A 13,873-nucleotide genomic window follows, 5' to 3' on the forward strand; every position below is an offset into this window, starting at 1 on the left:
TGCGCCACAAGAACAACGAGGTGTGGGTGGAGAAGAACGACGGGACGTCGCTGTTCGCCGCTGACGCCTCCTTCACGGCCCGGGCCGGCCTCTCCACAGTGAGCCGGCGCCGCCCGCCCGTCACTTCCGCTCTGTCGTCCGGACGGGGAAGGGCTCGGCCGAGCGCAGGTGTTCCCTCAGCCACTGCTCGGTGTTGCTCACGTGCAGCAGTGCGGCGGCCTGGCTGAGGGCGGCGTCACGGGTGGACAGCGCGGTGAAGATCGCCTCGTGCTCGGCGAGGGTGCGGCCCGCGGCCTTGTCGTCGACCAGGCCGCGCCAGATGCGGGCGCGCAGGGTGCGGCCGGAGATCCCTTCCAGAAGGGTGAGGAGGGTCTCGTTGCCCGTGGCCGAGACGACGGCGCGGTGGAAGGCGGCGTCGTGGGCGTTGAGTTGTTCGACGTCGTCGCGGGCCTCGCGCATGGCGTCCAAGTGCCGCTTCACTTCGGCCAGTTGGGCGTCGGAGATCCGGGGGGCGGCGAGGGCCGTGGCCATCGGTTCGAGGAGCCGCCGTACCTCCATGAGGTCCTGCAGGGCGACCGAGTCGCCCTGCAGCAGCTCCACCGCGCCGCCGAGACCCTCCAGGAGCAGGCTCGGCTGGAGGCTGGTCACGTACGTGCCGTCGCCCCGCCGTACCTCCAGGACGCGGGCGACGGCCAGCGCCTTGACCGCTTCGCGGGCGAGGTTGCGGGACAGTCCCAGCTGGGCGGCCAGGTCCGGCTCCGGTGGGAGCTTCGAGCCCGGCGGCAGCGCACCGGTCCGGATCAGCTCACGGATCTGTTCGATGGCCTTGTCCGTCAGAGACACCGCGCATCCCTCCCCCCACCATGCCCCGACAGCACGTCCGACCGGATCAACCCCTGAGTGCGAAGATCGTCCCAGAGGCCGTCGGGGACGTGTTGACCATGGAGTTCCACGTTTCGTCCGACCTGTTCCGCAGTCCGCATGCCGAGGGTGACGTCGATGATACTGGGATGCGTGTTCGGGAAGGCGATCGCGGCGGCGGGCAGGGTGGTCCCGTGCGCCTCGCAGACCTCGGCCATCGCCCGAGCGCGGTCGACCAGGGCCGGTGGTGCGTCGCGGTAGTCGTACTTCATGCCCTCGGCGGGCCGGTCCCGGGAGAGCAGTCCCGAGTTGAAGACCCCCACCGCCACCACGCTCTTGCCCAGTTCTCGTGCGGCGGGCAGGACGTCGTCCAGCGCCGACTGGTCCAGGAATGTGTAGCGCCCGGCCGGCATCACCACGTCGGCAGCCGTCTCGCGCAGGAAGCGGGCGAGCATCGCCGACTGGTTCATGCCGGCTCCGATCGCGCCGATCACACCCTGGTCGCGCAGCTCGGCGAGGGTGGGGTCGTAGGAGACGGTGACGCCACGGCGGCGGGCCGCGGCCATGGCCTCGTCCGCGACGTCCACCGTGGTGTCGGACAGGCCGGCGAAGATGCCGCCGGTGTGGAACCAGCGCACCCCGGCCGCGAACACCGTGTCCCAGTCGACATCCCCTGTGCGTAGCTGAGATACGGCGGTGTGCGCGCGGTCGCTGACGCCCAGCGCGCCGTGGATGCCGTAGTCGCGTTCGACGAAGTCGAGGCCGTTGCGGGCGGTGCGGCCGATGCCGTCGTCGGGCACCCAGCGGATCAGCGAGGTGTCGACGCCGCCCTGGAGGATCAGGTCCTCGACGAGCCGGCCCACCGCGTTGTCGGCGAGCGTTGTCACGACGGCTGTGCGCAGGCCGCAGCAGCGCCGCAGTCCGCGTACGACGTTGTACTCGCCGCCGCCTTCCCACACCTGGAAGGTCCGGGCGGTGCGAATGCGTCCCTCGCCCGGGTCGAAGCGCGCATCACCTCGCCGAGGGCCACCACGTCGATCACGTCATGCTCCTCTCCACCGCCTCCGCGGTCAGCCGGCGGGTCTCCTCGTGGTCGCCCCGCTCCAGGTGGGCGGCAGTGGCCAGCCAACTGCCGCCGACGGCGAGGACCGCCGGGTCGGCGAGGTAGGCGGCCAAGCGGGAGGCGTCGATCCCGCCGGTCGGTACGAAGCGCGTCCGCGGGAAGGGCGCCGCGAGCGCTCGCAGCGCCCTCACGCCGCCGAGCGGTTCGGCGGGGAAGAGCTTGACGGTGTCGAGGCCCGCCTTCAGGGGGCGCATCAGCTCGGTGGCGGTGGCGATGCCGGGAACCATGGGCACCCCCGGCTCGCGGCACTTCGCGACGACCTCCTCATCGAAGCCGGGCGAGACCACGAAGCGGGCCCCGGCCGCCACGGCCCGCTCCGCCTGCCGGGGCGTGACGACCGTGCCGGCGCCGACGGTCAGACCACCGTGGGCAGCCATCTCCTTGAGCACCGGCTCGGAATCGGGGGTGCGGTAGGTGACCTCGGCGCACCCGGCACCGCCCGCCGCGAGCGCGTCGGCCAGCCGGCCGGCGGTCGAGACGTGCCGCATGGTCAGCACCGGCAGCACACGGGCGCCGTCCAGCACGGAGGCCAGGTCGGTGCCGGTCATCGGCCGAGCCATCCGCCGTCGACGGGCAGGACGACCCCGTGCAGCCGGCCGGGATGCGGTCCAGGATCGCCTTGCGTGGCCCTCGGCGTAGGAGCGCTGAGTGGAGAACGCCTTTGTGTGGCCGTGCCCGTCACGCTGTGCCTTGCGCAGCAGGGCGAGCGTGCCCTCCGGGTCGGCGATGCCGATCTTCCGGCCGCGCGCGGTGCCCGCGGGCAGGAACTGCACGAACTCGTCCACGTGGCCGATGGCGAGCCCTCCGGTGTCGAGCACCCGCGGGTCCTGTGCCTGCCGGGCCCTTGAGGAAGGTGGTGTGCGCGGACAGCCGCGAGCCGTGCCGGCCGGTGATGATCCGGCCCGCCGGGTAGGACTGCTCGGCAAATCTGCGCTGGCCGGGATCCTGCCGGCCGCGGTCCACGACCAGCGCCTGCTCGACGCGCTGAAGATGGTGCTGGCCTCGGTGACACGCACCGGCGTTGCAAGACCAGGCCGCCGGACGGCCGCCGGCTGTCCCATGCCCGGCTCCAGGCCTGCAACGACGCCCAGGGCAACGTCGTACGGACGCCGGAACACCTGGCACCCCTGCGCACGGTCCCGGGCCTGGACGGGCGGGACGTCATACGGGAGGGCTGGGACGGCCGGATCACCGTACGGTTCACCGTCACCGACGGCGGCCGCACCTCCACGGACGAGGTGATGCTGTGTGCCGCCCCGGTCCTGACGCGTTGGGCGGAATCCCCGGTGACGTCGACCGCCCCGTCCCGGTTCACATCGGCGCGAATGTCCGCGCGTACGCCCCGGGTGTCAGCGGCCACGGCGGCCGGCACCGTGCCGGAGACCACTGCCAGGGCTCTCGCCGACACAGGCGCCGTCTTGGGCCCGACGGTGCTCATTCACCCGCTCCTCTCGGCCTTGACCTGCACCTCCATCCCATCGCGGCGCCCGAAGCCGCACACTCCCCCGACCAGCGGGACCACCCCCGCCGACAGGCCGGACTCCGGCCATCCGAAAGTGGGACGCGTTGCACCGACGGCGGCACCGTTGCCCGGAAAACCGCAGCACATGCTCAGTCGGAGAGGCAGGCCGCTCGCATCAGGCAGCACACCCGGCGTCGTGAGTGATCTCGACGCCGGCCATCCGCGCTCCGCCGCGCCCTATGCGCCGGCGAAGGAGGCGCTCCTTGCGGCGTGACCGCCGATCGCGGCTGCGACCAGCCGGCTCTCGAAGGACCGCAGTATCTGTTCGAGATCCGTCGCGTCGAACGACGTCGCGTCCGTCCCGAGACTGATTCCGGCCGTCTCGGACATGCCCCACACATCGAAGGAGAGGTTCCCGGAGTACGCGTCGACGGGTTTGGGAAATCGTCGGTAACGGCTGGAGGCCATGGCTCGGTCGAGGTCCTGCGGTGCCCTGTCCGTGCGAGCCCGGATCAGCGTGCGGGGCGCTATGGGGCGGATGTTGACCACGTACGGGTTGTGTGCGGAGCGGCCCAGTTCGGCGGAGACCTCGTCCAGGGATCTGGCGTAGCGGTCGGGCTCTCGCAGGCTGACGGAGGAGGATCTGACGAGTGCCGCGTCGACGGCTCGGCACAGCGCCGGGAACCGGTCGCTGCCCAGGGACGTGTCGACCGGGACGAGGGCCCTGCCGGCGATATGGGCCACCGCCTCGCGGGCAATGGTGGTGTGCCGGTTGGGCATCACGGTGTTGAACACGCAGGTGCCGATGCCGAGGTGCTCGGCGAGCGTGCGCGCGTATGCGGCGTGCAGGACGGCGGCCGCGGATGTCCGGTACTGCTTCGCCAGAGCGGCTGCCGCGAGGGCGACCGCCGCGGAGTCGAGGCATACGAAGTTGTAGACGGCGGCCCTGTGGCCCGGGGGCGCCTGGAGTTCGGGCATGGCGGACCGACGGAGCATGGCCCGGTCATGGGTGTCGACACGATGGGCGTGCCGCCGCCCCGAGGGACTGGCTTCGAAGCTCGCGATCTGCCGCGGCTGCCACCCCGAGCCGAGGTCGGCGCCCGGATCGGCGACCAGTCGGGCTATGTGTTCGGCCGCGATCCGGGCGCTCGTCGTGTCCGCCGAGAAGTGGTGCAAGGACAGCGCGATGTGGATGGGTCTGCCGTCCACGGTGATGACGGCGGCCCGCAACGGCAGGTCGTCCGGCGCGAATCCGGGCTCGGCCAGTCGGAGCGTGAAGGCGCTCAGCTCGTCGTAGGTCGGCGGGGCGTCGGAGGCGTACTCGTCGATCCGGAGCACGCCGGAAGCCACGACGACCGCGCGCGGGTGTCCGTCCGCGTCACGTGGATAGAGGGTGCGCAGCGCCTCGAAGTGAGCCATGACCGCGGCGAAGGCATGCAGCACCGCGGACATGTCGGGCCGGCCGTCCAGTGCCCGCCCCATCCGTACGTTCCTGTTGCGGGGTCCGTGGAGATGGGGGTGGCATCCTTCGCGTTCATGGGCCTTCTGCGACCAGGTGAGTTCATGCTCTCCGGCGGTGCCGGCGACGAAGACGACGTCATGGCGTGCGGTCTGTCGCATACCCGCCCCGGCCCTCCTCCGGTACGGACGACGTTCATGCAGAGGATAGATCCGTGCGTCACTGCTCGGAAAGTGTGGAACGCGGGGGCGGACCGTCTTCTTGCCGCGTCCCGCCGCTCCTCAGCACGTCCCGCCGGCGATCGCGGCCAGGTGGACGCCGCCCCGCAGAACGAGATGCAGATCGTGCACCCCGGTCACCTCCTCCGGTATCCGCGCGCTGACCGTGCGCCAGTCGCACCGGCCGTCGGTGCCGGTGGTGACGCGGAGGGCGGCGAGCAAGGTTCCGGCACCGGGAGCGCCGTCGGCGTAGATCTCGACGGTCGCGTCCTCCTCCGTCGCGCACGACACCTCGGCCGTGATGACCCGCGGCCCGTCTGCCGGGCTGCCCAGGTCGACTGAGCCGTAGCGCAGTGCGCAGGGGATGTCACCGGTCGCCGGGGTGACCGCCTCCCCCTTCTCCCGGGTGGCGTCGACGAGCGTGCCGCCCTCGCACTCGTCGAAGTCGACGGCCTCCAGTCGTCCGCCGAGGAGAGTGCGGGCGGGGAGCGCCGGCCCCGTCACGGTGAGGGGCGCTGTCAGGGCGATGGCTTCGGCCGAGTGCCCGATCAGGATCTCGTACGGCCCCGGGTCCACGGCGAGGGCGCCCGCCGAGACGGACCAGTGGGCCAGGGCCGCGACGGGCAGGTCGAACTCCAGCCTCCGCCGTTCACCGGGGGCGAGGGAGACCTTGCGGAAGTCCGTCAGTCTGCGCCTGGGCGCGCGATGGCGGGCGGCGAGCGCGCGGGTGTAGAGCTGCACGGTCTCGGTGCCCGTGCGCGTCCCGGTGTTGGTGAGCTCGACGCTCACGGTCAGGGTGTCGTCCTGTGTCGCTTCCCGGGCGGACAGCCGCAGGCCGGAGTAGGCGAAGCTGGTGTAGGACAGGCCGTGCCCGAAGGGGTACAGCGGTGCGGCGTCGTGGTACTGGTACGTCCAGCCGGCGCTGATGATGTCGTAGTCGAGGCGGCCGGGCAGGGGGTCGTCGCCGCGGTACCAGGTCTGCGGGAGCCGTCCGGAGGGTTCGGCCCCGCCGAGCAGGATCGCGGCGAGTGCCCGGCCCGTCTCCTGCCCGCCGTGGGAGGTCCACACCACGGCGGGCAGGTGCTCGTCCGCCCAGTCGACGGCGTACGGGTAGCTGCTCATCACGACCAGTACCGACTCGGGACGCTCGGTGGCGACGGCGCGCAGCAGGGCCTCCTGCGGGGGCGGCAGCGAGATGCCCGCACGGTCCTCGGTCTCGCGGCCGTTGATGTGCGGGTCGTTTCCGAGGACGACCACGGCGACGTCCGCCGAGGCGGCGGCCGCGACGGCTTCGGCGATTCCGTCCCTGACGACCGTTCGGGTCCAGCGTTCCGCCTGCTCGGGGGCTTCGGCAGAGAGGGTGACGCGGCCGGTGGCGGGGTCCACGGCGGCGTAGCGGCCGTTGCTGATGTTGCGCAGCAGTTCCGTGCCGTCCGGCTGGGGTTCCAGCCGGAAGGTCTCGTGGACGAACCAGCCGTTCGGCTGCGTCTGGTCGGCGGCGAGGGTGAGGTCGCCGTCCTTGAGGGTGACGTAGCGTTCCGTGCGCGCGTTGCGGAGGGTCAGCACGCCTTCACCCCAGTCGAACAGGTCGTGGCCGGCGTTGTCGCCCGTCTCCTGCTCGTCCGAGGGAGCGCCGGCCACCATGGGCCCGCCGGGGTCGAGCGCGGGCACGCGCAGGAGGCCTCCGGTGGAGGCGGCGCGCAGCGTGATCCGGTCGACTCCCTCCGCGCGGACCGCTTCGGCGCCGTGCTCCTTGAGTGCCGCCTCCAGGCCGGTCGCAATGGTGATCCGGTACGGCATGGTGCCGCTGTACCAGTCCTCGAAGAGGGTGTCCGCCAACGGGCCGACGAGCGCGACGCGCCCGCCGGGGGCCGGTGACAGCGGCAGTGCGCCGTCGTTCTTCAGCAGCACCACCGACTCCGTGGCGGCGCGCAAGGCGAGCGCCCGGTGGGCGGGGCTGTCCACGGCGTCGTCGCGGATGCCGGCGTAGGGGTCGAGGTCCGGATCGAACTCGCCGAGGCGGAAGCGTATCGACAGGTGGCGGCGCGCGGCGCGGTCGATGTCGGCCTCGGTGAGCAGCCCGCGGTCGACCGCCGTGCGGAGCCTGCCGAGGGTGATGCTGCCGTCCTCGTCCAGTTCGGTGATGCTGTCGACACCGGCCCGTACCGCCGCCGCGTGGGAGGTGGGATGGTCGTCGAAGTAGTGCTCCGATTCGGCGAGGTTGGTCACCGCTCCGGCGTCGCTGCAGACGAACAGCTCGTGGCCGGTGGGCTCGGCCCAGCGCCGTACCTCGGTCTCGAGCAGTGGACTGACATGGCAGGGGCGGCCGTTGATGAGGTTGTAGGCCGGCATGACGCCGGTGGCGGCGCCGGACGCGATCGCCGGGCGGAAGGCGGCGAGGTCGTATTCGTGCAGCACCCTGGGCGGTACCACGGAGGAGGTGATGTCGCGCTCGTCCTCGTTGTTGTAGGCGAGGAAGTGCTTCAGGAGCGGTGCCGTGCGCAGATAGACCGGGTGGTCCCCGGCCAGCCCGCGGCAGAAGCTGACGGAGAGCCGGCCGGTGAGCAGCGGATCCTCTGCGTATCCCTCCTCGTTGCGGCCCCAGCGGGGGTCGCGCAGCAGGTTCACCACGGGGGCCCAGACCTGGAGGCTGTGCCGGTGGCCGTCGGCGGCGGGGCGCTGGTGGAAGGCGCGGGCCTCGGTGCCGACGGCCGTGGCGACCTCGTGCAGCAGCTCCTCGTCCCAGGTGGCTCCCAGGCCTACCGCTTGCGGGAACACGGTGGCCGGCCCCAGCCAGGACACGCCGTGCAGCCCTTCGGTCCCGGTCTTGAAGGGGGCCAGTCCGAGGCGCGGGACTCCTGGTGAGTACTGGTAGAGCAGCTCGATGCGCTCGTCGAGCGTCAGCCGGGAGATCAGGTCGTCGACTCGCCGGGCGAGGGGGAGCGCGGGGTCACGGAACGGCAGGTCGGTGGTGGGCGGCTCGGGGGATGTGGCGGCGGTACTCACCTGAGAAGTCCCTTGCAGGAGGTCGACGGAGAAGGCGTGGGAACCGTGGGCGACTGCGGAGCCGGGCGGCGTACCGCTTTTGTCGATCACACTGTCGCGGAGGGAATCGAAGCGCTTCGACGTTGGCATGACGGTGAGTCGTGTGTCAATCACAGGCCGCCCAGCCGTCGCGAGCCATTCGTCCGGCGCCGGCGTTCCTCTTTGAGAGTTCACCTGGAAGACCAGCTCACCTGGGGCAAAGCCACATGGAGGGCGGTGCGTGCTCTCACCCACGACCGTGCCTGTTACCGAAAAGTGACCTTGGCGGGCCGTTGTCGCCCCCGGAAGCACGGCCTTACTCTCACCGAAACGTCGAAGCGCGTCGACTCGGTTTGCTCCCGCCCTCCGGACATGAGACCACCGGACGACGCAGCGTCTGCCCGCCCGTCGGTCGGATCGACGCAAACGAAGGGCCGCAACGACATGAGCAGTGAGATGAACCGCCGAGTCGTCCCGCGAACAGCCGCCGGCGTGGAGACCAACTCCGGCCTCAGCGACGGAGAATCCATCACCGAGCGCCTCGGCGGTCCCCCGACTCCGGCCGCCCCACCGGTACGGCACCCTCGTCGCGCCGGACGAGGCCTGCGGAATCGCCTTCTGGAGCCGGCCGGCCGGACCGCGGCTTGTGCGCAGGCCCCGTACGGACCCGCACCCGAAAGGCAAGGACCCGTCATGACCCATGCCCCGCATCTCTCCCGCCGAGGCCTGCTGGCCGCAGGCGCGGCCACGGCCGCACTCCCCCTGCTCGCCCCCTCCGGTGCCTCGGCCGCACCCGTCACATCCGCCACATCCGCCCGCGTGGCCGGGAAGGTCCGACACACGCCCTACACCTTCCGCAACGCCGAGATAGTCGGCGGTGGCTTCGTCACCGGCATCGTCTTCAACCAGCGCGAGCCCGGACTGGTGTACGCGCGCACCGACATCGGCGGCGCCTACCGCCTCGACACGGCGTCCCGGCGGTGGGTCCCCCTCACCGACTGGATCGGCTGGGACGAGTACGGCCACACCGGCATCATCAGCATCGCCACCGACGAGGTCGACCCCGACCGCGTCTACCTGGCGGCGGGCACCTACACCCTCCCCGACTGGGACCCGACCATGGCGGCGATCCTGCGCTCGACCGACCGCGGCCGCACCTGGAAGACCACTCCCCTGCCGTTCCGGCTGGGCGGCAACATGCCCGGCCGGGGCATCGGCGAGCGGCTGGCGATCGACCCCCACCGCAGCAGGATCCTCTACCTGGGAGTGCGCGGGGGCCACGGGCTGTGGCGCAGCACCGACCACGGCAAGACCTTCGCGCAGGTGACCAACTTCCCCAACGTCGGCGACTTCGTGCCCGACCCCACCGACCCCGACGGATACAACGGCGACAACCTGGGCGTGCTGCAAGTCGTCTTCGACAAGCGCACCGGCAGAGCAGGCAGGGCCACCCGGACCCTCTACGTCACCGTCGCCGACAAGGACAACATCCTGTACCGGTCGACCGACGCGGGAGCGACCTGGGAACGCGTCCCCGGACAGCCCACCGGCTTCATCCCGCACCACGCGGTCTTCGACCACGTCGGCGGCTACCTGTACCTGGCGACCAGCGACACCGCCGGCCCGTACGACGGCTCCAAGGGCGACGTGTGGAAGCTGGACACCGCCACCGGCACCTGGACCCGCATCAGCCCGGTCCCGTCCACCAGCGACGACAACCAGTACGGTTACAGCGGCCTGACCATCGACCGGCAGAACCCGGACACCCTGATGGTGTCCACCCAGGTCAAGTGGTACCCCGACTGCATCCTCTTCCGCTCCACCGACGGCGGCGCGAGCTGGACCCGCGCGTGGGACCTGGGCCCGAATGCCGAGCGCACCCTGCGCTACGACATCGACATCTCCGCCGCCCCCTGGCTGACCTGGAACGCCTCGCCGTCGCTGCCCGAGATGGCGCCCAAGCTGGGCTGGATGATGGAGTCCGTCCAGATCGACCCCTTCGACTCCGACCACTTCATGTACGGCACCGGCGCGACGATCTACGGCGCGGACAACCTGACCGACTGGGACGGCGGCGGCACGGTGCACCTGTCCGTGCGGGCCCAGGGCCTGGAGGAAACCGCCGTCATGTGTGTGATCAGCCCGCCCGTCGGCGCGGCGCACCTCTTCTCCGGCGTCGGCGACGTCGGCGGCTTCCGGCACACGGATTTCCGCAAGGCGCCGAAGATGTACGACAGCCCGACCTTCGGCGGCACCCCGGCCCTGGACTACGCGGAGCTGGCGCCCCACACGATCGTGCGGGTCGGCCACCCCACCAGCGGCTGGACCCAGCACTTCGCCATCTCCACCGACAGCGGCGACACCTGGACGCCGTCGCGCAGTGAGCCGGCCGGCGTCACCGGGCCCGGAGTCGAGGACCAGGCCGTCGCCATCAGCGCCGACGGCAGACGGATCGTCTGGTCCCCAGCCGGAGCGCCGGTGAGCTGGTCCGACGACCACGGAGCGACCTGGACGGCCTCGAAGGGGCTGCCGACCGGGGTCCCCGTACGCTCCGACCGGGTGAACCCGGCGAAGTTCTACGCCTACGACGCCGGCGTCTTCTACCTCAGCACGGACGGCGGCAAGAGCTTCGAGGCCACGGCGGCGACCGGCCTGCCCACCGCGGGCAACGTCCGCTTCAAGCCGGTACCGGGCCACGAGGGCGACATCTGGCTGGCCGGCGGCACCAACAAGCCCACCACCCCCACACCGTACGGGCTGTGGCGGTCGACCGACTCCGGATCGTCCTTCACCGGGTTCGAAGTGGTGGACCAGGGCGACGTCGTCGGATTCGGCAAGGCCGCACCCGGGTCCCCGTACCCCGCCGTCTACACCAGCTCCAAGATCCACGGCGTGCGCGGCATCTTCCGGTCCGACGACGCGGGCCGGACCTGGATCCGCATCAACGACGACCGGCACCAGTACGCCTGGACCGGCAACACCATGACCGGAGACCCCCGGATCTACGGTCGCGTCTACTTCGGGACGAACGGACGCGGAGTCATCTACGGCGGCCCGAGGTGAGCTTCGGCTCCCGGCCGCCCTGTGTGATCCCCCCACTCAGCACACGTTCCGGAGGGCTGATGAAATCCCGTATCGGCTGGGCCGCGCTTCTCACGGCTCTGGCTCTCGTCTTCACCCTGCCGAACTCGGCAGTGGCAGCGTCACGGACGTACTGGTTCAAGCACTACGCGACCGGCAACGCGATCCCGGCCGCGACCAACGTCAGCCTGGGCGGCCGCACCTGGGACATCTACGAGTACACCTGGAGCAATGGCGGCCACACCCTCAGCTTCCTGGACAGGAGCAAGTCCGGCTGGTGGTCAGGCAGCCTCATCCCGTTCTTCAACTACGGGCTGAACAGGGGCTTCTACACAGGCGACCACTACCTCAACAGCGTCATGGCCGGCTGGGAATTCGGGCCCGGCGACTATACGGCTCACTCCTGGGGCGCCGTGGGCTTCTGACGCCGCGCCGCCCTTGTGCATCACCGCGCCGCACACCACGGCCACTGACCTGGAAAGGACACCATGGAGAACGGACAGCGGAGCTTCCGCTGGGGTCACGACGCCCTGCATCTCGAGTTCGTCCTCGGCGACGACGGCAGCGCCCGCCTGACGCATCTCGGACTGCCCGGCGAAGCGGGCAGCGACCCCGGTGCGTCCCTGCCGCTGGTGGAGGTGACGGCCGCGGGTCACGGCCGTGGCTGGTCGGGCAGCCGCCTGATCGGGACAGCTCTCGGCGGGCGGCTGCGCCACCGGGCCCACCGCGCGGCCCGCGACGGCGACTGGCACACGCTGACCGTGCATCTCCACGACCCGGAAACCGGATTGGTCGCGGAGGTGACCTACCGGTCGCCGGACGGCATCCCCGTGCTCCGCAGCGAAGTGACCCTGCGCAATGAAGGGCGGACCACGCTGCACCTGGAGTCGGTCAGCTCGCTCGCGGTGGGCTGCCTCACCCCGCAGGACCCGGCGGCCGTCGACGCCGCCGACCTGCTGTGGGCGGACAACGACTGGCTCGCCGAGTGCCGCTGGCAGCGGCAGCCGATGCGCCGGACCACCCCTGACGTCAGCGGACGCGTGAAGTACGGGCACGGCAAGGCCGGCTTCGCACTGAACGGCCAGGGCACCTGGTCCAGTTGCGGACACCTGCCCATGGGCGGCCTGACGGACCGGCGTACCGGCCGCACCTGGGTGTGGCAGATCGAGCACAACGGCGGCGGCTGGCGCTGGGAGTGCCAAGAGCACGACCATGCGGCCTACGCGGCACTGTTCGGGCCCACCGACGCCCACCACGGCTGGCGCCACCCTCTGGAACCGGGCGCCGTCTTCAGCACCGTACCCGCCGCCCTGTCCTTCAGCGCCGACGGCGGCCCCGACGCCGCGTTCGCCTCACTGACCCGCTACCGCCGCGCCCACCGCCGCCCGCACACCGATCACCGGCGTCTGCCCGTCATCTTCAACGACTACATGAACTGCCTGATGGGCGACCCCACCACCGACAAGCTGCTGCCGCTGATCGACGCGGCGGCCGAGGCCGGCGCCGAGTACTTCGTCATCGACGCGGGCTGGTACGACGGCGACAACGGCGGCTGGTGGACCACCGTCGGCGCCTGGGAACCGGCCGCCTCCCGCTTCCCCGGCGAGAAGGGGATCCACGAGGTGCTGGACCGCATCCGCGAGCGCGGCATGGTCCCCGGCCTGTGGCTGGAGCCCGAAGTCATCGGCGTGCACAGCCCCATGGCCAAGTCCCTGCCCGACGAGGCGTTCTTCCGTCGCAACGGCGTCCGCCTCACGGAGTCCGGCCGGCACCACCTGGACCTGCGCCACCCCGCGGCCCGCGCTCACCTGGACCAGGTCGTGGACCGCCTGGTCGGCGAGTGGGGCGTCGGCTATCTCAAGCTCGACCACAACATCGACCCCGGCTCCGGCACCAGCGCCCACCCCGGCGAGACCCCGGGCGCCGGCCTGCTCGGCCACAACCGAGCGCATCTGGACTGGCTCGACGGCATCCTGGACCGCCATCCGCACCTGGTGGTGGAGAACTGCGCCTCGGGCGGCATGCGATGGGACCACGCCCTGCTGTCGCGGCTGCAACTGCAGTCCACCAGCGACCAGCAGAACCTGCAGCTCTACGCGCCCATCGCGGCCTCCGCACCCACCGCCGTCACCCCCGAGCAAGGCGCCGTGTGGGCCTATCCGCAGCCGGAGGACTCCCTCGACGAGGTCGCCTTCACCATGGCCGGCGCCCTCCTCGGCCGCATCCACCTCTCCGGCAACTTGCCCGAACTGGGGCCCGAGGCCCGCGCCCTGGTCCACGAGGCGGTCGCCGTGTACAAAGCCGTCCGCGCCGACCTGCCGGGGGCCGTGCCGTCCTGGCCGCTCGGCCTTCCCTGCTGGGACGCCCCCTGGATCGCCCTGGCCCTGCACACCCCCGCCACCACTTACCTCACTGTCTGGCGCCGACCGGGCGGTCCGGCCACCACCACCCTCCGGCTGCCCGAGCAGGCGGGCGACGCGGCCCGTGTCGAGGTGCTGTACCCCGCCGCGCGTCAGGCCGTTGCCGTCTGGAACCGGGACACCGCCGACCTCACCGTGACCCTGCCCACCGCGCCCTCCGCGGTGCTGCTGCGCATCACCCGCACGGAGCCGGACGCTCGCTGAGCGCCGTCCCTGCTGCCCACC

At 71.5% G+C, this 13,873-nt stretch carries 8 protein-coding genes and 1 pseudogene; 4 read left to right on the top strand and 5 right to left on the bottom strand.

The features are described from left to right. Positions 1-95: pseudogene (locus ACF1A1_RS37650) on the top strand (AbfB domain-containing protein); the annotation flags it as partial. Positions 96-120: 25 nt separating this feature from the next. On the opposite strand, the gene ACF1A1_RS37655 reads toward ACF1A1_RS37650, so the two are convergent. The 5 genes from ACF1A1_RS37655 to ACF1A1_RS37675 all read right to left on the bottom strand — a co-directional run bounded on the left by ACF1A1_RS37655 (position 121) and on the right by ACF1A1_RS37675 (position 8,129). Further along, positions 121-843, bottom strand: coding sequence for a FadR/GntR family transcriptional regulator (locus ACF1A1_RS37655; protein WP_392006468.1), 723 nt, complete (start codon positions 841-843; stop codon positions 121-123). After that, entirely contained in the window at positions 834-1,820 is a 987-nt protein-coding gene (locus tag ACF1A1_RS37660) for an aldo/keto reductase (protein WP_392006470.1), read from the bottom strand. Before ACF1A1_RS37660 ends, ACF1A1_RS37655 begins: the two co-directional genes overlap by 10 nt. 79 nt (positions 1,821-1,899) lie before the next feature. Continuing rightward, entirely contained in the window at positions 1,900-3,045 is a 1,146-nt protein-coding gene (eda, locus tag ACF1A1_RS37665) for a bifunctional 4-hydroxy-2-oxoglutarate aldolase/2-dehydro-3-deoxy-phosphogluconate aldolase (protein ID WP_392006472.1), read from the bottom strand. Positions 3,046-3,683: 638 nt separating this feature from the next. Beyond that, positions 3,684-5,066, bottom strand: coding sequence for a condensation domain-containing protein (locus ACF1A1_RS37670; protein ID WP_392006474.1), 1,383 nt, complete (start codon positions 5,064-5,066; stop codon positions 3,684-3,686). 120 nt (positions 5,067-5,186) lie between these two features. Then, positions 5,187-8,129, bottom strand: coding sequence for a glycoside hydrolase family 3 C-terminal domain-containing protein (locus ACF1A1_RS37675; RefSeq protein WP_392006476.1), 2,943 nt, complete (start codon positions 8,127-8,129; stop codon positions 5,187-5,189). A 711-nt stretch (positions 8,130-8,840) separates the two neighbouring features. Between ACF1A1_RS37675 and ACF1A1_RS37680 the strand changes: the two genes are divergently transcribed. From ACF1A1_RS37680 to ACF1A1_RS37690, 3 genes are all read left to right on the top strand, one after another. Further along, a complete protein-coding gene (locus ACF1A1_RS37680) occupies positions 8,841-11,210 on the top strand; it encodes a xyloglucanase (RefSeq protein ID WP_392006478.1) in 2,370 nt (789 codons plus the stop codon). 59 nt (positions 11,211-11,269) lie between these two features. Then, complete coding sequence (locus ACF1A1_RS37685) at positions 11,270-11,653, top strand: hypothetical protein (RefSeq protein ID WP_392006480.1); 384 nt, start codon at positions 11,270-11,272, stop codon at positions 11,651-11,653. Positions 11,654-11,716: 63 nt separating this feature from the next. Beyond that, on the top strand, positions 11,717-13,852 hold the full coding sequence (locus ACF1A1_RS37690; protein WP_392006482.1) for an alpha-galactosidase: 2,136 nt from the start codon (positions 11,717-11,719) through the stop codon (positions 13,850-13,852). Positions 13,853-13,873: the final 21 nt, after the last annotated feature.

The organism is Streptomyces sp. NPDC014995 (genome assembly GCF_043080745.1).
GTDB lineage: Bacteria > Actinomycetota > Actinomycetes > Streptomycetales > Streptomycetaceae > Streptomyces.